The 21131-nt window shown below is 38.6% G+C and carries 21 protein-coding genes; 18 read left to right on the top strand and 3 right to left on the bottom strand.

Annotated features, from left to right (window positions below):
• The first annotated feature begins 8 nt into the window (after positions 1-8).
• The 3 genes from LIZ66_RS09420 to LIZ66_RS09410 all read left to right on the top strand — a co-directional run bounded on the left by LIZ66_RS09420 (position 9) and on the right by LIZ66_RS09410 (position 4425).
• Entirely contained in the window at positions 9-1613 is a 1605-nt protein-coding gene (locus LIZ66_RS09420) for a xylulokinase (RefSeq protein ID WP_118581787.1), read from the top strand.
• A 252-nt stretch (positions 1614-1865) separates the two neighbouring features.
• Positions 1866-3281, top strand: coding sequence for an MBOAT family O-acyltransferase (locus LIZ66_RS09415; protein ID WP_227200724.1), 1416 nt, complete (start codon positions 1866-1868; stop codon positions 3279-3281).
• A gap of 10 nt (positions 3282-3291) precedes the next feature.
• Positions 3292-4425: an alginate O-acetyltransferase AlgX-related protein gene (locus tag LIZ66_RS09410; RefSeq protein WP_173772828.1), complete on the top strand. Its 1134-nt coding sequence runs from the start codon at positions 3292-3294 to the stop codon at positions 4423-4425.
• Between the two features lie 243 nt (positions 4426-4668).
• Here the strand turns inward: LIZ66_RS09410 and LIZ66_RS19295 are convergent, their stop codons facing one another.
• Entirely contained in the window at positions 4669-4821 is a 153-nt protein-coding gene (locus LIZ66_RS19295) for a DUF6783 domain-containing protein (RefSeq protein WP_308768401.1), read from the bottom strand.
• On the opposite strand from LIZ66_RS19295, the gene LIZ66_RS19290 reads away from it, so the two are divergent.
• The 8 genes from LIZ66_RS19290 to LIZ66_RS09375 all read left to right on the top strand — a co-directional run bounded on the left by LIZ66_RS19290 (position 4753) and on the right by LIZ66_RS09375 (position 10641).
• Positions 4753-4926: a DUF6783 domain-containing protein gene (locus LIZ66_RS19290; protein WP_308768402.1), complete on the top strand. Its 174-nt coding sequence runs from the start codon at positions 4753-4755 to the stop codon at positions 4924-4926. The two genes, LIZ66_RS19295 and LIZ66_RS19290, sit on opposite strands and share 69 nt — an antisense overlap.
• Positions 4923-6584, top strand: a complete 1662-nt coding sequence (locus LIZ66_RS09405) for a hypothetical protein (protein WP_173771189.1) — start codon at positions 4923-4925, stop codon at positions 6582-6584. The genes LIZ66_RS19290 and LIZ66_RS09405 overlap by 4 nt, the downstream gene beginning before the upstream one ends.
• Positions 6585-6788: 204 nt before the next feature.
• A complete protein-coding gene (locus tag LIZ66_RS09400; RefSeq protein ID WP_173734929.1) occupies positions 6789-8072 on the top strand; it encodes a phosphodiester glycosidase family protein in 1284 nt (427 codons plus the stop codon).
• 313 nt (positions 8073-8385) lie between these two features.
• Positions 8386-8919 carry a methylated-DNA--[protein]-cysteine S-methyltransferase gene (locus LIZ66_RS09395; RefSeq protein WP_173734928.1) on the top strand — a complete coding sequence of 178 codons (534 nt, stop codon included), beginning with the start codon at positions 8386-8388 and terminating at the stop codon, positions 8917-8919.
• Positions 8920-9356: 437 nt separating this feature from the next.
• Positions 9357-9617 carry a DUF4160 domain-containing protein gene (locus LIZ66_RS09390; RefSeq protein ID WP_118581766.1) on the top strand — a complete coding sequence of 87 codons (261 nt, stop codon included), beginning with the start codon at positions 9357-9359 and terminating at the stop codon, positions 9615-9617.
• 19 nt (positions 9618-9636) lie between these two features.
• Positions 9637-9921: a DUF2442 domain-containing protein gene (locus LIZ66_RS09385; RefSeq protein WP_118581763.1), complete on the top strand. Its 285-nt coding sequence runs from the start codon at positions 9637-9639 to the stop codon at positions 9919-9921.
• A gap of 67 nt (positions 9922-9988) precedes the next feature.
• A complete protein-coding gene (locus LIZ66_RS09380; RefSeq protein ID WP_173719176.1) occupies positions 9989-10210 on the top strand; it encodes a DUF3791 domain-containing protein in 222 nt (73 codons plus the stop codon).
• A 149-nt stretch (positions 10211-10359) separates the two neighbouring features.
• Positions 10360-10641, top strand: coding sequence for a hypothetical protein (locus LIZ66_RS09375; RefSeq protein WP_118581757.1), 282 nt, complete (start codon positions 10360-10362; stop codon positions 10639-10641).
• Between the two features lie 58 nt (positions 10642-10699).
• On the opposite strand, the gene LIZ66_RS09370 is transcribed toward LIZ66_RS09375, so the two are convergent.
• On the bottom strand, positions 10700-11005 hold the full coding sequence (locus LIZ66_RS09370; protein WP_173719177.1) for a helix-turn-helix domain-containing protein: 306 nt from the start codon (positions 11003-11005) through the stop codon (positions 10700-10702).
• A 158-nt stretch (positions 11006-11163) separates the two neighbouring features.
• Here LIZ66_RS09370 and LIZ66_RS09365 point away from each other — a divergent pair, with 158 nt between their 5' ends.
• The 6 genes from LIZ66_RS09365 to LIZ66_RS09340 all read left to right on the top strand — a co-directional run bounded on the left by LIZ66_RS09365 (position 11164) and on the right by LIZ66_RS09340 (position 17029).
• Positions 11164-11634, top strand: coding sequence for a hypothetical protein (locus tag LIZ66_RS09365; RefSeq protein WP_173719178.1), 471 nt, complete (start codon positions 11164-11166; stop codon positions 11632-11634).
• Positions 11635-11777: 143 nt separating this feature from the next.
• The gene (locus tag LIZ66_RS09360; protein ID WP_173719179.1) at positions 11778-12680 is read left to right on the top strand and encodes a zinc ribbon domain-containing protein; all 903 of its coding nucleotides are present in this window, start codon (positions 11778-11780) and stop codon (positions 12678-12680) included.
• Between the two features lie 3 nt (positions 12681-12683).
• The gene (locus LIZ66_RS09355) at positions 12684-13391 is read left to right on the top strand and encodes a hypothetical protein (RefSeq protein WP_173719180.1); all 708 of its coding nucleotides are present in this window, start codon (positions 12684-12686) and stop codon (positions 13389-13391) included.
• A 37-nt stretch (positions 13392-13428) separates the two neighbouring features.
• Positions 13429-15195: a hypothetical protein gene (locus tag LIZ66_RS09350; RefSeq protein ID WP_173719181.1), complete on the top strand. Its 1767-nt coding sequence runs from the start codon at positions 13429-13431 to the stop codon at positions 15193-15195.
• A gap of 15 nt (positions 15196-15210) precedes the next feature.
• Positions 15211-16317, top strand: coding sequence for a hypothetical protein (locus tag LIZ66_RS09345; RefSeq protein ID WP_173719182.1), 1107 nt, complete (start codon positions 15211-15213; stop codon positions 16315-16317).
• Positions 16318-16426: 109 nt separating this feature from the next.
• Entirely contained in the window at positions 16427-17029 is a 603-nt protein-coding gene (locus tag LIZ66_RS09340; RefSeq protein WP_227200725.1) for a DUF4258 domain-containing protein, read from the top strand.
• Between the two features lie 102 nt (positions 17030-17131).
• Here LIZ66_RS09340 and LIZ66_RS09335 read toward each other — a convergent pair whose 3' ends face one another.
• Positions 17132-17347, bottom strand: a complete 216-nt coding sequence (locus LIZ66_RS09335; protein WP_173719184.1) for a helix-turn-helix domain-containing protein — start codon at positions 17345-17347, stop codon at positions 17132-17134.
• A gap of 340 nt (positions 17348-17687) precedes the next feature.
• On the opposite strand from LIZ66_RS09335, the gene LIZ66_RS09330 reads away from it, so the two are divergent.
• Positions 17688-20294, top strand: coding sequence for a hypothetical protein (locus LIZ66_RS09330; RefSeq protein ID WP_173771187.1), 2607 nt, complete (start codon positions 17688-17690; stop codon positions 20292-20294).
• Positions 20295-21131 lie beyond the last annotated feature (837 nt).

Raw genomic sequence — 21131 nt, 5'->3', positions numbered from 1 at the left:
TTTTACACATGGGAGCAGCAGAAGCAAAGCAGGCAATCCTGGATAACAGGACAGCACTTGGAATCGAGTTCGGTTCCACAAGAATCAAGGCAGTTCTGGTAGATGGAAATAATGCACCAATCGCATCCGGCGGACACGAGTGGGAGAACCGCTATGAGAATGGGGTATGGACATACAGTCTGGAAGATATCTGGTCCGGTCTGCAGGACTGTTATCAGCAGATGGCAAAGGACGTAGAGGAGAAATATGGTGTAGAGCTGACAAGCGTTGGTGCTATTGGAATCAGCGCCATGATGCACGGCTACATGCCATTTGACAAAGAAGGAAATCTTCTGGTTCCGTTCAGAACCTGGAGAAATAATATTACGGGAGAGGCAAGCAGAAAACTGTCCGAACTTTTTCAGTATAATATTCCTCAGAGATGGAGTATCGCACATCTGTATCAGGCAATTTTAAAAGGCGAGCCTCACGTAAAAGATATTGATTACATTGCCACTCTGGAGGCATATGTACATTGGAAACTGACTGGAAAAAGAGTTCTTGGAATTGGCGATGTTGCAGGAATGTTCCCGGTGGACAGCACTACCAGGGATTACAATGAAAAAATGGTTCAGCAGTTCGATGAGCAGGTTGCTTCTTATGGATTCCCATGGAAGCTTCGCGGCATTCTGCCGAAATGTCTTGTTGCGGGACAGGACGCTGGCTGCCTGACAGAAGAAGGAGCAAAGCTTCTTGATGTAACAGGCAGGCTGAAAGCCGGAATTCCTATGTGCCCGCCGGAAGGTGATGCTGGCACTGGAATGGTAGCTACCAACAGCGTTGCAAAGCGTACCGGAAATGTTTCCGCAGGTACTTCCGTATTTGCCTCTATTGTTTTGGAAAAGGAGTTATCTGCACCATATTCTGAAATTGATATGGTTGCGACTCCATCCGGACATCCGGTTGCAATGGCACACTCTAATAACTGTACTTCTGATCTGAATGCATGGGTAAATATTTTCCGTGAGTTTGCAGAAGCAATGGGTATGGAAGCTGATATGAACAAGCTTTTCGGAACCTTATACAACAAGGCTCTGGAGGGAGATGTGGACTGCGGCGGACTTTTGTCCTACTGCTATTTCTCCGGTGAGCATATGACTGGATTTACAGAAGGAAGACCACTGTTTGTACGTTCTCCAGAGAGCAAATTCAATCTTGCCAACTTTATGAGAACCAATCTTTATACCTGCCTTGGCGCTATGAGAGTTGGTCTTGACATCCTGTTTAAGAAAGAGGGGGTAAAGGTTGACCGTCTTCTTGGTCATGGCGGACTGTTTAAGACAAAAGGTGTTGGACAGCAGATCCTTGCAGATGCTGTAAATGCCCCGGTTTCTGTTATGGAGACTGCCGGTGAAGGCGGTGCATGGGGAATTGCAGTGCTCGCTTCCTATCTTGTAAACAAAGAGGAGAATGAGACCCTGGAAGACTTCCTGGATACCAAGGTATTTGCAGGAAATCAGGGAAGCACCCTGAATCCGGATCCGGAGGGTGTAGAAGGCTTTAATATGTTCATGGAAAGATATATGAAAGGCCTGCCGATCGAGCGCGCAGCTGTGGACTCCAAAATCTGGTAAGTGGCTTGAAATGAGGCGGAGATGCCTCAGATCATTCCTGCAATCTGCACGCGAAAAAAGTTCTGTGTAGTTATAAAACGAAATAAGTGAGAACGGATGGATTTTTCTCTCAGTTAAAAACGGAGACCTTTCTCATACCAGAATGTGAATTTTTTCAGGATACTGGTATGGGGAGGGTCTTTTATGTTATAATACTGAGCATTGACAGACAAACATGCTCCAGAGCCTGTTTGAAAAATAAAGGAGATACACATGGTTTTCAGCTCGATGCTCTTTCTATGGATCTTTCTGCCCTTAGTACTGGCAGCATATTATATAAGTCCCGGAAAAATCCGAAATGGAATCCTGGTATTTTTCAGTCTGCTTTTTTATGCATGGGGAGAGCCGCTTTATGTTTTCCTTATGCTGTTTTCCGTGGCGGTGAATTTTACCGGCGGAATTCTGATTGAAAAATATCAGACCAGGAAAAAAAAGATTCTTGTGGCAACTTTGATTATTAATCTGGGGTTGCTGGGATATTTCAAGTATTTTGGCACTCTGACAGAAGCCATAACCGGACTTTTTTCAGCAGATGGAACAGGAACCACTCTTTTTCAGGTGGCGCTTCCAATTGGAATTTCTTTTTATACTTTCCAGGCGTTGTCCTATGTGATCGATGTGTACAGGGGAGAGGTGCCGGCACAGCACAATTTCTGGCATATGCTTTTGTATATTTCCTTTTTTCCACAGCTGATCGCAGGACCTATTGTAAAATATCGCGACATTGCAGCTCAGATTACAGGAAGAAAAGAGACTATCCGAAAATTTGCAGCCGGGATAATGCGTTTTTGCTGGGGACTTGGGAAAAAGGTTCTCCTTGCCAATTCCTTTGCCCGTGTGGTGGATGAAATTTTTAAATATGGTCCATATGCGGTATCCAGGAAGGCTCTGTGGCTGGGCGCAATTCTTTACATGATGCAGATTTATTACGATTTTTCAGGATATTCCGATATGGCCATTGGTCTTGGAAAAATGTTCGGATTTGAATTCCAGGAGAATTTCAATTATCCCTATACAGCTGGTTCCGTGCAGGAATTCTGGCACAGATGGCATATTTCCCTGTCTTCCTGGTTTCGTGATTATGTCTATATTCCTTTGGGAGGAAATCGTAAAGGCGCGGCATGCACCTATCGAAACCTGCTTATCGTATTTTTCCTTACCGGAATGTGGCATGGGGCTGGAATGGCATTTATCCTCTGGGGGCTTTATCATGGCCTTTTTCTTATACTGGAACGTGTGTGGCTTGGAAAAAAACTGGAAAAACTGCCTGGAATTGTGGGCTGGGGCTACACGGTGACCGCGGTGTTTTTTGGATGGATTCTGTTCCGTGCAGAAAATATTTCCCTGTTTTTTACTTATGTGAGAAATATGTTTGTGGCACATGGAGGAACCATTCTTCTTTCTGCATATCTTGACAGCAAAATGATCTTTCTGATCGTTATGGGTGTTTTATTTGCAGGAGTTTTGCAGAAGATATATGAGAAGGTCCGGGTACATTCAGATGGAAAAATCCCTGCCAATGGAATGGTGACAGTTCCGAGAATGATCGCCTGTCTGGTGATTTTCTGGCTGAGTGTAGCGGCACTTGTAAATAACAGCTATAACCCGTTTATTTATTTCAGATTTTAACAGGAAGCATATGAGAAAACAGAAAATTCTGATCGTATTATTTGCAGGAAGTCTGGTTCTGCCAGGAGTGGTGTGGACTGGATTTTCCGGCAGATTTGATACGGAAAACAATGAAAACAGAAAACTGGCTGAATTTCCGGAGGTGAATCTGGAATCTCTGGGAGACTTCCCGGAGCAGTTTGAGGCGTATTATAAGGATCATGTGCCCTTCAAAAATGACCTGGTGAAGTTCTGCAACTTTATTGATACGGAAGTTTTCCGCAATACAAAGATCGGGGATGTGGTGATCGGAGAAGATAACTGGCTGTTTTACCTGCCGGAAAGGGAGGGAGAAAATGCCATGGCAGATTACCAGAAAACCAATGTGTATACACTGGAACAAAGTGCGGAAATTGCATCCGGAATTGCAAAAGTGCGGGACTGGTTTCTGGACAGGGGTGTGGAACAATTCCATTACTACGTGGCTCCCAACAAAGAGACACTTTATTCGAAGTATATGCCGGAGAAGCCAAAGGTGATTGGAATCGGGGATTCCAGAATGGAGACTTTTGCAAAATATATGAAAGAAAATTCCGACGTGGAATTTGATTTTCTGGCAGATTATCTGAGGGAGTTTACTGAAAAATACCAGCTGTTCCGAAAATATGATACTCACATGAACAATTTAGGCGGATATATTACCAACGAGAAAATTGTACAGGATATGACAGGTGAAAGTCTGCCCATCGAAGATATTCAGGTTATGATCGGGACTAAGCCTTGCAGGGGGGATCTGTCCAGGATGATCGGGCGATATAAAGAGCTGGATGATGACAGGGAATATGGGTTGAAGTATTTTCACGATGGTATCCGTTACAAGGTGAAAAAAGAGGAGAGCGAAGGCGGCGAGGAGATCCTGAAAGTGTTTAAATCCAATTCGGATAATGAGAAAACTTTAATGGTGATCGGGGATTCTTTTCGCCTCCGCCTTGAAAAATACATGCCCTATCGCTATCAGAAAACCTTATTTGTGAGAATTGATGACTTTGACCAGGAGCTTTTGGATAAATATGAACCGGACGACGTGATTGTGATTACTGTTGAGCGTGATCAGAGGTATATGGAAAAGCTGGATAGTTATATTATACAGGACAGCGGAGAGTAAATGGTACAATATAACATATCAGAGCCTGTCCGGAATTATAGGATTTGTTTGTGGGAAAAATTTTTGTTTTATTGGTCACAGATGGAACAGTAACCTTTTTTGTCACGGGAATCGTCAGAATATTTATGGGTTATTGACAATAAGTTCGGCAAATGCTATTCTGATATTAACTTGTTTTGTCAGATATGTCTATTATGGATCATTGTATGGTCTGTAGCGGATCATTGACAGAAACCGGCTGTTTTACTGGTAATGAGAGCAGTTGGGAATGTTACTAGAGCCTGTTTGAAAAATCATTCCCGCAATCTGCACGCCCCACTTTGCGGTATATTTTGCCCGAATTCGGTTGCCGTAGCCCGCTACGGCGCCCTCATCCGGACAAAATCTCCCACAAATTGTGACGCACATCTTGCAGAAAGCCTTTTTCAAACACGCTCTAGTGAACAGCAACGGAAAGATTGCAGAATCCGTAAGGATTTATACCAAAGGAGGATCTTATGAAGAGAAAGAAAATTACCGCAATTTTGTTAGCATCCCTTATGGGAATCAGTGCAGTACCGGCTACCACATGGGCAGCAGATTCTTACAAGGAAACTGAGAAAGCAGCCTTTGCCAAAATGATCGAGGAATTTGGTGCAGATTACGCAAAGAGCCTTTCTGAAATGGATACAGAAGAAGTTAAGGGAAATGCGGAAATAAAGGTCAGTCTGGAAGATGGTGGAAAAGCAATTCTGGGAATGCTTTCTCCTGTGGATATCTCCTGGCTGGCGGATGCTTCCATCAGTGGAAATGTAAGCATGTCTGATAAGTCCATGACTGAGTTTATGGATGTGAATGTAAATGGAACCAAGATCTGTACAATAGAATATTATTTTGATACAGAGAATTCTGAAATTTATATGAGAATTCCGGAGCTGAGTGATGGCTATATTAAAATGAACATGGAGCAGATGACTCAGGAAGCTGTGGAAGAGGCAGATCAGGAACTGGATTCTTCCTTTACCACGAGTCTTGATCTGGCAGATAGCATGAACAGTTATTTTTCCACTCTGGAGAACCTTCCGGAAGCAGACTTAGTGACATCTATTCTTACAAGATACACAGATATTATTTTTGATAATGTTGCAGATGCTGAGAATCCTGGAGCACAGGAAGCTGTTGCAGGAGATGTAAGTCAGGAGCTTAGCGTTCTGGAAGGACATGTTACACAGGCAGAGGCACTTCCAATGTTCCAGCAGATTCTGGATACAGCCAAGTCTGATGAAGAACTGAAGGGGCTTATTGAGACCTGGACAGAAGCCATGAATGATCCGGATTATACTTATGAGACTTTCCTGGAAGCAATCGAGGATATGGAGAAAGATCTGGATACAGAAGCTGATGAGACTGACGAGTCCGGATTTATTTTAAGGGCATGGGTTGACAGTGATGGAGAGGTTGTTGGACGCCAGTTCCTTCTGAATGATGATGAGCAGGAGGAAGAGCTTTTCGGATATCTGTGTACAGCGGATGGAGAGAAGAGAGGATTTTCCATGCAGCTGGGTTCCGGAGATGACAAGGTTGCCATTGAAGGAAGCGGTGAGCTGAATGGTGATCTGTTAAGCGGAACTTACACGCTTTCTTCCGGTGACGCAGATGCTGCTGTTATTGATGTTGCAGACTATGATACCAAGGCAGTACAGGACGGAATCTGGAAGGGAACTTACACAATTTCCGGAGCACCTGTGGAAGATGAAGATGGAAATTCCTATGATCCATTTGGTGGAATGCAGCTGATCTTTACAGCCGATGGTGCAGATGAGGACAGCATTGACTGGAATCTTGCTATTGCAGCAGGTGGTGCGACTCTTGGTTCAGTTTCTCTGACCGGCGGCAATGGCGGTGAGACACTTGCCGCAGTTGATGTTGCTTCTCTGACAGATGTTTATGATTTCAGTAATGATGATGAAGTTGAGGCTTATACAGCTTCCATGAATATGGATGCAATCACAGAGAATCTGACCAACGCAGGCATGCCTGAGGGATGGCTGGACGATGTGATCGCTGCTACAGGCGACAGTGATATTGAGAGTGCGGAGACAGATGGTGTTGCTGAGTCCGAAGAGCAGACAGATATGGCTGGAGATACACTGGATGACAGTGAGACACCGGCAGCTTAATCAGTAATTTATGCGAGCAGGCGACCGCATAATAATTACCTGCAGCAAGGCAAATACAGCGGGGCAGACGAAGTAATTTGTCTGCCCCGTAATTTTTTATAACCAGAAAGTAAAGGTTTAGTGAGTTCGGTGCATTACGGAGCGTGTAACTGTGAAGGTACTGAACCGTTACGATTTTCTTATTGAAATGAGGGGGAGAAGGAATTGAAAAAAAGAAGCTTTGGGATTATCTGTTTTTTGTTTTTGATATTTACCATGTGTTCCTCTTCGGTGTGGGCCGCTTCTTATGTGAAGGCTTCCAATACGACTGTGAGTATCACTTCGAAAAAGCATGGATGGGTGAAGCGGGGGAAAGACTATTATTTTTATAATTCCAAGGGAAAACTGCTTTGGGGAAAAATTACCTACAAAGGTCAGCGTTATTACAGCACAAAGAATGGCAAACGCTATACAGGCTGGCTGAAATCAGGCGGAAAACGGTATTATTATAACCGGAAGAATGGCATTATGTTCCGTAACCGCTGGGCTACTGGAACAAAATACTCTTATTATTTTAATAAGTCAGGTGTTGCAATTGCCAACCGCTGGCTAAGCTACGGAGGAAAGCGATATTATTTCCTTCCTAATTCCAGAATGGCAACAGGATGGCAGAAAATTGGTGAATATCGTTATTATTTTGATAAGAAAACAGGTGCTTTGTATACAAATGTGTGGGTGGGGAAATATTATGTAAATGATAGCGGGAGAAGAACAGGACAAACCAGACCGGATGTGAAGGTGAATGATAACCGCTATACATATAAAAGCAGCTCTCTTAATATTGATCTGCGCAGAAAATTCACACATAATGTTCCTTACTGGGTAGCGCTGATAAAGATCAAAAATTCCAGACAGCTGAAATCTGCTCTGTCTTATGGAAGCTATGGTGGTGCCAGACAGACTACCTCCGGTGCAGTTTCTGGTAATGGGGGTATTATCGGAGTGAATGGAAGTGCGTTTAGTTACCAGACAGGGCGGCCGTCACCTCTTGGAATGTGCATCAAGAATGGTGTGATTTATGGAAATTATGAGACCAGTTACAGTGTAATGGCTGTAAGGTATGATGGCACTATTTATACACCAAAGCAGGGATTGAAAGGCGAAGCTCTTCTGGAAGAGGGGGTAAAAGATACCTATAATTTTGGCCCAATCCTGATCAAAGATGGCCAGGCCCAGCCGGCCTGGTCAGAAACAGCCAAATATTATCCGAGAACTGCTGTGGGAATGGTGAAACCTGGCATTTATGTGCTTCTTGTCACCGACACTGGCAGTTACGCCGGCCTGAACCACTGGGATCTTGTTAATATCTTCAACAGCTATGGCTGTCAGTACGCTTACAACCTGGACGGCGGCGGCTCCGCCACATTGTATTACAATGGTCAGGTCATGAATAAGCTGATTAATAATTACGAGAGACCATGTGGGGATTTTCTTTATTTTACGAATTGATGTGTTGACAATGAAAAGCATTTAAGGATCATGTTGTTTGAACGACGGTAGTGTAAAACGAATTAAGAAAAAATTATCTCTTTTTTCCTTGGTGCTGACCAAGTATATTTTACTTACGGAAACCCCGTCAAGGCTGAATTTTACGGGCTTTCAGCCCGGCCTTGACAGGTTTTCCAACGTAAAATTAAGGTCACCTAAACCAAAGAAAGGGGAGGTAAAGGCTATATAGCCCAGAATCGTTGATTTTACTGGGGGTGAGCCGATTTTGGAGGTATGAAGTTGACACTACCTCATGCATTTTTGAGGTATAAATATGATATACACATACAAATATAAATCGCCGTTAGGGCGTATTTTACTGGCGGCAGATGAAGTGGGAATTACTGGTCTATGGTTTGAAGGACAGAAATATTTTGGGAATACACTTCCAGACAAGCATATTCCACAGGAAACAGAGATTCTCACGGAAGCAAAAAAATGGCTGGATGTGTATTTCTCCGGTGAAGAACCGAAATTTACGCCGCCACTCCATCCGGACGGCTCAACATTCAGACAGGCAGTGTGGAAGATTTTATTGCAGATTCCCTATGGACAGACGATCACATACGGAGAAATTGCCCGCAAAATGGCAGAGCTGAAAAATGTATCCCGCATGTCTGCCCAGGCAGTTGGAGGTGCGGTTGGACACAATGAAATTTCTATTATCATTCCCTGCCATCGTGTGATAGGCACAAATGGAAGTCTGACAGGGTATGCCGGAGGAATTGATAGAAAGCTTTCGCTGCTTGAACTGGAACACGCGGATATGAGTTATTTATTTGTTCCAAAGAAAGGGACAGCATTGTAGGAGGCAGTGATAAAACTGTCCTCATTTTGGGTTATTTTGGAGAGCCAAGATTGGACGGAAAATAGAATTTTGGACATATTTTGGACATATCTATTAAATATTACAGAAATATTACAAGAATGGTGAACCCCAAAATCCCGCAAACCCTTATAAATCCAAAGAGAAACACCCGGTAGGGGAGCTACCGGGTGTTTCGAGGGGAGTATAAATAATTAAATAAGGGGTTATAAACGGCATAGTTTGATAGGGTATGAAATGGCGTAAATACGCGGAAAATCGGGTGTTGAAGTTTACGAAAGTTTATAGGTGAGGAAGAAATCTTGGGTATATTTTGGGTACGGAAACAGAATGAAAAGGCAAATTCTTATCCTATTTTATGGCGCTTATTATAAAAAAATGGTACACTATAAAAAAGCATTGAAAAGGAGATGTTGTATATGCCAGAGATATCATTATTTTATGGGATTCGGGTAACGATGTATTATAATGACCATATGCCACCGCATTTCCATGCAGAGTACAATGGACATAAAGCATTAGTTGATATCAACAATATACAGGTAATAAAGGGATCATTACCAAATAAGCAATTACGATTGATACTGGCGTGGTGTACAATTCACCAGGACGAATTGATGCAGAACTGGGAGCTGTCAAAGGACATGAAGCCGTTGAACAGAATTAATCCGCTTATATAATATGTGGAGGTGAACGTTTATGAATGAGTATTTTCCTACAGTTGTACAGGTGATTCCTTTGGATAATTTTCATGTACAGGTCTTTTTTGATGATGGAAAAATAGTTGATTATGATGCTACAAACGATTTAAAGGCTGAGATTATGGCACCAATGAGGGATATTGAGAACTTCAAAAATGCTTGTACGGTAATGAATGGAACGCTTGCCTGGGATATTTCTGGCAAATGGGACGAAGCTGATTGCGTAGATATTGATCCATTTACGTTATATGAACTCGAGGAAATCAATGGTATGATAGCGTGAAATGCTGTCAGTCAGAAGTAAAGTATTGAATGACGATTACGTGACACGTAGAGAAGGGACGTGAGAGATGAGTAAGGAATCAAATTTCTTAATTTACTGCATGGAACGATACCGCCATTTTAAAGGACTTTCTAGAGCTGATGTGACAAAAACTTTTGAAAAATACGGTATCTGTGGGGATATTACAAAGTATTTTGAATCGCTGCATACAATGGGAGATCATTGCATTGTACAGGACATTGACGATTATATCAGCAGTATTACAGGCAATGGTTTGGGAAAGGCATAATTTAGCTGATATTCCAAAAGGTGATGAAGGATTGTAATTTTATATAGAAGATTGATTAGAGACTGGAAATTTGAATTCTGGTCTCTTTTTTTATATCTTCAAATCTGTAGCAAGGTGTAAATATTTAGATATGCTCATAGAAGGGAGAATTGGAACCAGAGCAGGTTCAGAACATTATGGACAGTATGATAAAAAAATTGTATGACATGGAACTGGAAGAACTGGGACGGAGCGGCTGGCAGGATGAAAAATTACTGTCAGAAGTCAGAAAACTTCTGGAAAATAACAAGGCTTCTATCCAGGTTGAAGATAAAACTGGACGAGAAGGCGTTGATCTGGCATTTGCGATTGCTGAGATAGGAGAAGAAATTGGGTTTACACAAGGCTTCAAGTGTGCCTTTCAGCTTTTTATGGAATGCAAAAGGGAATAGGTTCAAATGATACAAGGTGTTAAAGAGAAGGCTATGCGTGGGGAATACGCATAGCCTTTTAAAGAGTCTTTATAAATTCGATTAATGCAAGCTGTTGTTCTTCTGAGAGGGCTGCTGATGCTTCAAGTAAATTTCTCTGCGTTTTGGTAAGCACATAGGGTTCCTCGTTTTCAGAAAAGAATTGTGAGAGGGTAATCCCGAAAGCACTACATATTTTTTCAAGAGAAGGAATTGAAGGCACTAAATCTTTCCGATACCAGGAAGAGATGGTTGATTGAGTCAGACCAGATTTTGTAGCAAGCTGGTATTCTGTCCAGCCTTTTTGATTACGATAAGATGTAATTCTATCAAGCACAGGCACCATAATATCACCGTCTTTCTGTTAGTATATGGTTTATAGTAGAGGAAAAACAGTGATAAAATAATATGCTATATCGTATTTAAATAACGAATATTAGTTGAATAACGAAAAAAAGCTGTTATAATAGTAAGTACATAAGAGAAAAGAAGGGGGACTGCTTTATGTCAATTGGAATTGCAGCAACAATAGGAATGATCGCAACAGTAGCAGCAATCGTGCTGTTATATGTGAAGGTATTGCCAAAGAAATATGATGGCAAACTGGACAACAAATATTTACAGTGGTTACATAATTATTTTAATTTTAAGAGGTTGTATATAGAGGACATCTTAAAGTTCTTATTTGTAGTGGGAACAGTTATGTGCGTATGTTTTGGATTTTTTATGATGTTCTCAGTTACTGAAACGTATTTCGGGGATCAGAGTAACTTTACAACTGGATTGGTACTTTTAATCGTTGGACCAATAACAATGCGCTTCATTTTTGAATTACAGATGATGGGCGTCATGCTGGTTCGTAATGTTATGGATATCAATAAAAAAATGAATAAATCATTATCAGAAAATGAGGATTCAATTAGAAAGGAAGATTCTATCAATCCGGTTAATTCACAGCCAAAGATTAAAGAATAATAAGGAAAAGACATTGAACTATAGAAAAAAAGCTATATTCAATGTCTTTTTTTATTGAGATTAAACAAAATATATTGTAAAATAATACGTATAAACGTATAAAAATAACGATAAAAACAAATGCTAGGAAAGGGTGGGAGAATATGTATTGTGAAAATTGTGGTAAGTTAATTGAGGAAGGTAATAAGTTCTGTCCATATTGTGGAACCAAGTTGGTAGGAACAGAAGAAAAAGTTGAGGAAGAGATTTCGCATGAAATACGAACTGACGAAATACCCGAACAGGAAATACCCAAAAGAAGTACCATGCAAGATAATATGGAAGAAAAACAGGTAAATCAGAGAGAAAGCACAGAAGAAAAGACTGTGCAGAAAAATAGTGGAAACCCAAAGGGGGCAGTTATTGAAAATCCAGGTGTTCCTAAAAAGCAATCTCATTTGATAAGAAATGTTGTTATTGCTGTAGCTGCATTATGTGTTGTTGGTTATGCTGTTTCCAGAAGTCAGAATAAAAATAAGCTCAGTCAGGAAAAGATTGATATAATCACCGAGCTCAAGGAAAATGCACCATTGCAATCTGAATATTTTGAGCAGTGGGATGGCACAATATATAGTTTTTGCAACGGAGACAAATGGAAAATTAAATATTCGGATGAAAATGTTTCGGTACGAATTACAGAGCCAGAAATACAAGAATGTCTTTCAGGCTGGTTTGATACGGATAATCTCGGAAATGATGGAACATTTGCATATATTTTTAATAAAAATCAGATAAATATATATCTTGACGTCGATACTTCGGAAGGCAATATATCTATTTTAATGTATGATGTTGGAAAGGATGAATATACTCTTATGTCTGATGGAGATACATATTACATATCAGATGAGTTGAAAGATTATCTGAATACATATGGACTAAGTGAAATTTTGTTAGACGATGTGGATAAATTCAGAACTGATATATCGTCTATGGATTTAACTGTTCAAGATATATTGAAATTGGATAACACAGATATTGAAAAATATTTGGCAAAGGATAAGTAAAATATGAAGTATTGTGAAAAATGTAATAAATATTATTCTGAAGATAAACGCTATTGTTCTGAATGTGGGTGCATATTGATTAATAAGGATAAATCGCAAAATAGTAGTAAAGCAGGGAATGTGCATTGCGATATTGAAAATTTAGAGATACCACCATATGAACATTTTCTAATGCAATTTTTGATTCCTACTGTAATTGGGCTAAGTATTGCAGAACTAATTTTTACATGGCAAATGCTTGCAACTGGTATTCCGAAGATATTGGATGGATTCTGGGGAAGTTTTGTATTTTATGTTGTTATATGTGCAGGGCTAACGAAAGCTCGAGAATGGCTTATAGAAAAATACGCTGGGAACACTGAAATGCGAACATTTGGTATTAGTAGAACAATTTTGAGCGATTTAGAGAATGCATTAAGCTGGCTGTATCCGGTTGTTGAAATTTTATGTGGGATTCTTTGTTTAAGATATGCAGGAGAAGTTCTTGAACTTTTCGAGGGGGCTCCAGATTGGACGAGTGTCGAGTTTTATGTAGACTTTTTGTTGGTTTGCTTACGTTGGGCGTATAAAGTGAAAGATTGGGTGATGATACCTAAGGGAGTGGAATTACTATGGAATATTTCAACTGTACATAGAAAATTTGATAAGGATATAAAGATTGGGGGTGTATGGAAGAAGATTAAGGAGCGAATACTTAATTGTTTGCCATAAAAAAATGATGTAAATGGTTGAAAAATGGAGGGAATAAATGAAAAGATTTCTTATATGGGGAATAAAGTGGACTTGTCTTAGTCTGTGTGGTTTTGCGTTATGTGGAAATATGGCATATGTAGCTGTTAGTGCTAATAGTTTGGCTTATGATGAGGATAGCTCAAGTGATGAATCGTATACGAATAGTAACGATTATACAGAAAACAGTTTTGCAGAATCAGATACCAGTGTGAAAAATTTTGCAGAATCAAATGATAATGATGATGAAAGTTATTCAGAACCCAATGATTATGAACAGCCAGATGAAATACAGGAGGCACAGGACAATGAACCAGAAACAGGATTAAAGGCTATACAGGGATTTGGGAAAAAATCTGAAGAGAATATAGCGGAGAAAATCTCTAATCCTTACGGTGTATACTATACAACACCTAAATGCGAGGATATGGATGATTACTGGGGAGAAAAACATCACGACAGCATTATATTTGTAATATCAAAATCTTTGGATAACAAGGAAAATTATGCGATTATTGATATTACAGCAGCTATAAATGATAGCTTAGACGATACGATACAAGTAAAATATAATTCAGAAAAAGAAAGATGGGAAGGCAAAGGCAATATTTTGTTGGAATACGATTCTGCTTTAGGTAAGTATGTTTTTACGAACGACAAAATTAGAGTTTGCTTAGAAGAAATTACATCAGAAAGTGCTGCTTTGTATGACAGCTCGCACCAACAATATAGCTATCAAGATCCTATGCTTGAAGGAGCCTTTGTGTCAGAAGTTGGGATGAATAATGGTTTGACGGTGTATATATACAACTTATATAATACGAAATACTATTGCGTCATGTTAGAAACGAAAGATGGGACAACCACCGTAATTGGAGAAAAACAGACACTTGGCGAATATATTTATAATGATTTCACGATTAATATAGATGGTACGGAGTATTATATTGATGGAGTAGATTTAGATGAAAATAGAATTGCAACTGCCATTCGCGTATATTCGTTGTTAGGTGAAGATGAAAATGAATATTATCTAAAACGTTCAGAAGATTATTTTGATGGAGCATTGAATCAAGATATATATTCTGGTACATATAGTATTAAAGATCTTAATGCTACTATAAATTTGAAATATGATAAAGAAAGCGAATTATTTTCTTATGATATATCTGTAAATGGAACAAGCATTGATACAAGTTCTTCAACTGCAATTTGTACTGGGAATCTTGGATATAGAATAGTGTCAGCTGATTTTATAATGGATTATTCGGATTACATATTGAATGGTTCTGATATACAAATTAAAATTCCAAGTATTAGTTCGGAAACATATTCATGTGTACTTGAATCATCAGGAAATACTGTGAATTATCGTGCAGCATTCCAGTATATACTTGAAGATGCATATAAACATTATGGAGAGTCTTGCAAATATACTCTGTTTGATCTTGACAATGATGGTGTAAAAGAGCTGATTCTTTCAGAAGGTACATGTAATGCAGATTGGATTAATGATGTATATTGTGTGAATGACTATGGGTTGGGACTTGGAATTGGATCATTTGCCAGACCGGTTGTGTTATACGAAGCTCCGGATGGCAATGGAATTTATGCAGTCTGGGGAAATCAAGGCTTAGAAGAGGTTACACGAATCACAAAGAATGGTTCAGAGCTAGAGGAAGAATTGATTTTATCGGACAGCATAAATTATGATGAGAATTATATCACATATCCGAATGAAATAATGACCGCGTATGCAAATGATTATTCGTTGTTAGAAGGATGACAAAGGAGGGGGCTTATGAGAAAAAAAGCAATAGAAACAGTATCGGGTATATGTTTACTGATTTCTGGGATGTTTATTCCGATGAAAAATGTAGAGGCGTTTGATACTTATACTGCTAGTCTGGCAGAATCGGAAAGTGATACTTCTGATGATTGGTATAATGAAACAAAGAAGAGACTATTAGGAGATATTAGAGACCCATATGGTTTTTATTATACTATACCATCGTGTGAAGAGTCAGAACTATATTATGGTTCGGGACTGGGAGATACGCTTTATATTTGCATATATCCAGGAGAAAGCGATAGCATTTTTGTTTCTATGCAGAGTTTACTTGGGGATGATTTATATGCGTCAAATGAACATCCTGTAGAATTGTATTTTGATTCGGATGGGGAAAAATGGGTAGATGATAATGGAGCTTTTTTAGCATTTGATGAAAATAGTAGTAGGTTTATTTATTCAGATTCCAGTATACAAATTTGCCTGGAGAAGTTTTCTGTTAGTTCTGCTTGGGAGGGACCAACTCATTTATGGGGAGATATACATCCAGAGGGAGAATATATTGCGGATGATGGGACAACGATAACTGTTATTGATTTATACAATAGGTTTTATGATATTATTTTGAGTGATGATATTATACTTATGGCAGAAATGGACTTTGAAACTGATGATACATATGATATATATCAAAGTGGAAGAACAAAAGTTCTTGAAATGACTTGCTCGGATGTAACTGATGATACAGTTGATACACTGACGTTTACAGATCCCGATACAGGAGATTATCAGATTTTCCATAAAAACTCATCGGCATATGATATATATTTAAGGGCAGCTGATTTTTCAGGGAAATATAAAATTACAGGTGGATTAGCTGGAGATGATTCATATATAACTATGGAGTATGATCCGGATGGTCGCTACTATACTTACAAATTTATATGGCAAGGCAAGGAATTAGTTGAACTTGGTACTGCATTTCCAAGTAATGTATCTCAAATTCAGTCAGAAACATTCTGTATGAGCTTAGCTCCGTATATTAATGGAGAGGAAGAGTACATTGAAACATTTATTCCAAGATTTGGAGACTATTTTTATTTATATCCTGAAGAGTGACAGTATTTAATTATTGGATTTTAAGCATATGTTGTAAAGGTATATGTTATCAGGTCAGAGAAGTGTATACTTTTTTGTCTAAAAACTTTTATACAAGGAGGATGCTATTATGTCAAGGAAAAAAAGATTGTTTGTATTATTAATCTCTATTATTTTGTGTTTTGCTATGGCTGTACCGGTAAGTGCTGGAACAACTTACAACCAGCGTAAGAAAGCTTCTCAGAAACTGTTTAATGCTATTTACTATGGTAAATATAGTAAGAGTTATAAGCTTGGTAGCGATTGCTATATGTATGATATGGATATTAATAAAGATGGATATCCAGAGCATGTTGTTACCAATTTGGATGAGGATATGTGCATAATATATACTATCTATAAAAGCAAAATACGAAGGTATGTATTTAAAAATGCATCTGTAAGTAGATACAAAAAACAGTTTCTTATAACAACAAATTATGATAATGATGATTCTGGCATTCAGATATTAGAAAGTAAATTTTATAATGTCGTAAAAGGTAAATTGGTATCTAATCCAAAGCAGAAATTGACAGATGTAAACGATTGGCTTAATGGCTACGAGTCAAAATATCTTAAAGCTGGCAAAGAAATTTCAATAGATGCTTATTACAAAATATTTAATAAGCAGAAGCGATTAAAATCAAGCTCTTATTGGAGCAAACTGTTTAACGCTACCAAAAACTTTAGTTAAATAAATTGAGGGTGATCGATGATCACCCTCTAAAATATAGATAAGGTATGGTGCTGTGAGATAGCATCATTTTTTTGTTTTAATAATGAAAATCTGTTTGAATTAAAGTTCCGAAGCATTCAAAATATAATTCTCCAAAGCCATTCGGCTGATCTTCCAGGTAGCCCCCATACGGAATCCTTTAAGGCTACCGTCATTAAGCAATTCATAAACTCTGTTCTTACCCACGCCGAGATACTCAGCAACTTCTGAGACACTTAAAACAGTCAAAATAGAATTTTCCTTCCCTGCAGGCACTGAATTAGATGTAGTTGACATAATAGTTACCTCCTGTCTGATATTTGGTTTTACTTATATGTGAGCAAGGTTAGTTTTGTAAGAAATAAATATAAGCAGAACAGTCCTGTAAAAATGCTATAGATGAATTTCAAATGCCATATAAAGTTTTTTCAAGCTCAAACACTTATATGAACCGTAACTGGAGCTACTGAGAGCTGATATGAGCAGATTGTAAGCAAAAGTGTATATTTATAGAAATCTCATAGGTTTAAATAGAGCATTCCCAATTTGCTTACAAACTGCCATGCCATATTTCCAGAGTGCCCAGTTTAGCCTGAATAAAGTATGTCAGTATGAAATTTATCGGAAAGGAAGAATAATGCTTATAAATATAGATTCTAACAAATATAAGGATATGACACTTGCTTCATTACATATGGGACTGATTGCTGATCGTTTTAAGAAGAGGCAAAGTATTAAAGACTTAACCATAAAAGAAATTATAGAGAGCGTTGGAAATAATGGACAGGCTTTTTGCAGGGCTTTATTAGATGGTGGAACAGATGAGGAAAACTTTGTAGGACAGACACTTTTGGTATTGGAATTTGATGGTGATCTGAAATATCGTGAGTTTAAAGAAAAATGTGAAAAATATAGCTTGTCCTATGCTTTTACATATAAAACACTTGGAAGCTGTGCAAACCAAAAGGGATTTGGAGCTGTTTTTTTGATGGATCGTTGGATAAAGAATCCTGCACTTGCGAAAGCTGCTAATATTCTGCTAAGGGCATTTTTTTCACCTGTGGGTGCAGAATGCCTTAATTTAGGCGGGTATTTTCTCGGAGGAAAAGGGATAATAGAGAAGAAGCCGTATGCAAAAATTAATATTGTGGAGCTTGCAAGGAATCTGGAAATTTATTATAGGGAGACAAAGGGGCGTAATAATAGTAAGGAACTAAAAAGACTTGGAAAAAAGAGCGGGATATGTGTTAAGAACGGAGAACTATGTATTTACAATGAGAATGAATTTGATTTAGAAGGAATTGAAGACAAAATTAATGATAACGGCATAATCATGCTTCCATATAGCGAAGGCAAAGCGTGTGAGGGAGATTCTGCGAAAGAGCAGAAAATAAGAAAGGATATTCCAACACTGACCGGATATAACCAGGAATCATTATGTAAACTATGTCCTCTGTTAAATGACTTTGTTAATGGAGAAGACATACATTATGATCAGGAGTTCCTTCTTGTGACCAGTCTGGTACATATAAAAGGTGGAAAAAAATTATTTTTTGATAATTTGCAGAAACGTACTGGTAAATGGAACCATACTTTAAACCAGAATAGAAAACATAATATATTAAATGGCAGCCCTATGTACTGTGAAAATTCAAAAACAACCTGTCCATATTATAATAACTGTAAAGGTAAATCCCTCTATGACAAAGCAAGCAGGAAAATCAGAAAATTAGAAAATACAGAGGTTTTTTACAAAATTGATAAATGTGTATCTGTGCTTAAAAAAATGCTTGAGGAAGCGGTAGCTGCCAGAAATGCAGATATCCACATTATAAAAGCACAGACGGCTTTAGGAAAAACGGAACAGTACGCTGAGATTGTAAAAAACTGGATAGGTAAGAAATTTATCATAGCAGTGCCTACAATCAAGCTGCAGCGTGAGGTGGCTGAAAGAATAGAAGCCAAAGGTGTTGAGTGTGAAATAACAGAAAGTATGTATACCAAGATTGCACAATTAGGTCTTCCGGATTTAGAGGAGAAACTTAACAAGGACTTTTCCAAGGGGTTCACCAAGAGAGGAAAAAAGACCATACTGGAATATAAAAAGGAACATATGGATGAACTATCCCCAAGACAGTTAGAGATATTTAACGAGATACTGAAAAAAAGAAAAATAGGCTACAGCGGAGCGCGGTGTATTGTTACGACACATGCGCTTTTTTTAATGAAAGAATTATACAAAATGCAGGACTATGAAATTATCATTGATGAAGACCTGCTTATGACATTATTTCATTTTACAAGTAGTTTACCGCTGTCAGATATTGAGAAATTATTGGAACTGCCATTTATAGATGCGGATAATAGAGAGCAGCTTGAGAGAATTTTAGAACTGGATAATGAAGAAACCATTCAGGTCAATTTCACCAGTCTGTCAGAATCAGTTTTGGAAAAGCTGTATGAGCAAAGAAATGAGTTTACAGGACCGGTTCCAAAGTTGTTTGATAGTACCCATGTTATCATGTGCAAAAATAAGAAGGAAATTGTGTTTATTAAGAAGTATGATTTCGGAGACTGTAGTAAGATGACTATATTATCAGCAACTGCTGACAGAGCTTTATATGAGGATTACTTCTCTGGAAAAACCATTAATTTCAGAGAAGTATACAAGGCTGAATATAAAGGAAAGGTGCTCCAGTACACGGCACATACTCTCAGCAGAGCTTTTTTCAATAAAAATGGAGGGACAGATGTTCTGGAAGAGATAAAGGAAAAGTATATCGGGGATATTCCGATTATCACCTTTAAAATGCTGGCACCAGACTCAGAAATTCATTTTGGTAAGACGGAGGGATTTAATGTATATCGTGGAATGGATATAGCTGTAATAGGTACACCACATAATTCACCAGTTCTGTATAAAATGGTAGGAGCAATGCTTGGATACGATACAAGTGGCAGCTTACACAGATACCGTGTGGAAAGAGGTGGATATAGTTTCCCTATGATGAGCTACGCTGATAAGAAAATGAGAAATATGCAGCTCTTCTTCATTGAGTCAGAATTGGAACAGGCTGTGGGAAGAGCAAGACTTTTAAGAGAGAATTGTACCGTATATGTTTTTTCTAATTACCCCTGCCAGCAGGCTGAAATTATTGAGAATCCATATCTGAGAGTAAAAACAGAAGAGGATACAGAGAAAAACGAAGATGAAATAATCCAGAATGAGACGATGGAATATTAAGAATAAATTCTTCAGAAACATATATGTGGCGGACTCTGATCGAACAGGGTTGACAGTCATCCCTTAAAATATTATAGGCAACATACTTAAAATGATAATATGGAGAGGAATATACGAATCGGGCACTGCCAGGATTGATACATCTGCCTGGCAGTTAGCCAGAAATATTATAATTTCTGGCTAGGCGGGAATCAGACACTTCGGTTGGACGGAGACATGTCTGGCAGTATCCCGGACATGTGTGTTTGGGAGAGGGCGTATATTCCGTGAAAGAGATGTTGAGAAGGTCACAAATGTCATTGGCATTTGTGACTATTGATTTGCTAAAAGCAATAATATGTTAATATGCGACATGGGTAGAAATGTTTGAAAATTTCAGTGGGAAGGATTGAGGCAAATGCATAAAGACCAGGCTCGCGCGAAGCGATAGAGCCTGGTCACCTAGGCATTTGTCTCAAGACTTTACAGTGAAATTTCTCAAAGATTTCTATCCGTGGAGCTGGTTATATTTAACTTGATAAGAGAAGGCTAATTATAATCTCCCACGAGGTTTTGGCACGATGCGATAGCAGAGTGACAATAACCGAGTCAATAAAACGAGGGCACTGATAATTACATTATTATTAGGCTACTTTTATGGATAAAGAAATGAAAAAGATTCATCTTCAAATTGTGCAATGGAAGATTATTATATTAGACAAAATAACTCATACATGGTAGAATAAATTTGTTATTATAATTGGTATCAGTAAAACACGATACATAAGAACCGGAACATATCTTCGCTTTAGTAAATTTTCTTTTTTTGTATAAATACTTTTTAAAACACAACTAAAT

The organism is Blautia faecis, from assembly GCF_020554845.1.
In the GTDB taxonomy this organism is placed as follows: domain Bacteria; phylum Bacillota; class Clostridia; order Lachnospirales; family Lachnospiraceae; genus Blautia_A; species Blautia_A faecis.
Note: the sequence above shows the minus strand (reverse complement) of the source record. Positions and strands in the feature narration are given on the sequence as shown.

Coding starts and splice junctions, on each gene's coding strand:
- LIZ66_RS09370 (WP_173719177.1), bottom strand. CDS start 11,005: ATGGTGCCTGTGCTTGATAGAATTACATCTTATCGTAATCAAAAAGGC.
- LIZ66_RS09415 (WP_227200724.1), top strand. CDS start 1,866: ATGGTTTTCAGCTCGATGCTCTTTCTATGGATCTTTCTGCCCTTAGTA.
- LIZ66_RS09360 (WP_173719179.1), top strand. CDS start 11,778: ATGTATTGTGAAAATTGTGGTAAGTTAATTGAGGAAGGTAATAAGTTC.
- LIZ66_RS09405 (WP_173771189.1), top strand. CDS start 4,923: ATGAAGAGAAAGAAAATTACCGCAATTTTGTTAGCATCCCTTATGGGA.
- LIZ66_RS09420 (WP_118581787.1), top strand. CDS start 9: ATGGGAGCAGCAGAAGCAAAGCAGGCAATCCTGGATAACAGGACAGCA.
- LIZ66_RS09355 (WP_173719180.1), top strand. CDS start 12,684: ATGAAGTATTGTGAAAAATGTAATAAATATTATTCTGAAGATAAACGC.
- LIZ66_RS09385 (WP_118581763.1), top strand. CDS start 9,637: ATGAATGAGTATTTTCCTACAGTTGTACAGGTGATTCCTTTGGATAAT.
- LIZ66_RS09335 (WP_173719184.1), bottom strand. CDS start 17,347: ATGTCAACTACATCTAATTCAGTGCCTGCAGGGAAGGAAAATTCTATT.
- LIZ66_RS09390 (WP_118581766.1), top strand. CDS start 9,357: ATGCCAGAGATATCATTATTTTATGGGATTCGGGTAACGATGTATTAT.
- LIZ66_RS09395 (WP_173734928.1), top strand. CDS start 8,386: ATGATATACACATACAAATATAAATCGCCGTTAGGGCGTATTTTACTG.
- LIZ66_RS09350 (WP_173719181.1), top strand. CDS start 13,429: ATGAAAAGATTTCTTATATGGGGAATAAAGTGGACTTGTCTTAGTCTG.
- LIZ66_RS09380 (WP_173719176.1), top strand. CDS start 9,989: ATGAGTAAGGAATCAAATTTCTTAATTTACTGCATGGAACGATACCGC.
- LIZ66_RS09365 (WP_173719178.1), top strand. CDS start 11,164: ATGTCAATTGGAATTGCAGCAACAATAGGAATGATCGCAACAGTAGCA.
- LIZ66_RS09340 (WP_227200725.1), top strand. CDS start 16,427: ATGTCAAGGAAAAAAAGATTGTTTGTATTATTAATCTCTATTATTTTG.
- LIZ66_RS09410 (WP_173772828.1), top strand. CDS start 3,292: ATGAGAAAACAGAAAATTCTGATCGTATTATTTGCAGGAAGTCTGGTT.
- LIZ66_RS09330 (WP_173771187.1), top strand. CDS start 17,688: ATGCTTATAAATATAGATTCTAACAAATATAAGGATATGACACTTGCT.
- LIZ66_RS09345 (WP_173719182.1), top strand. CDS start 15,211: ATGAGAAAAAAAGCAATAGAAACAGTATCGGGTATATGTTTACTGATT.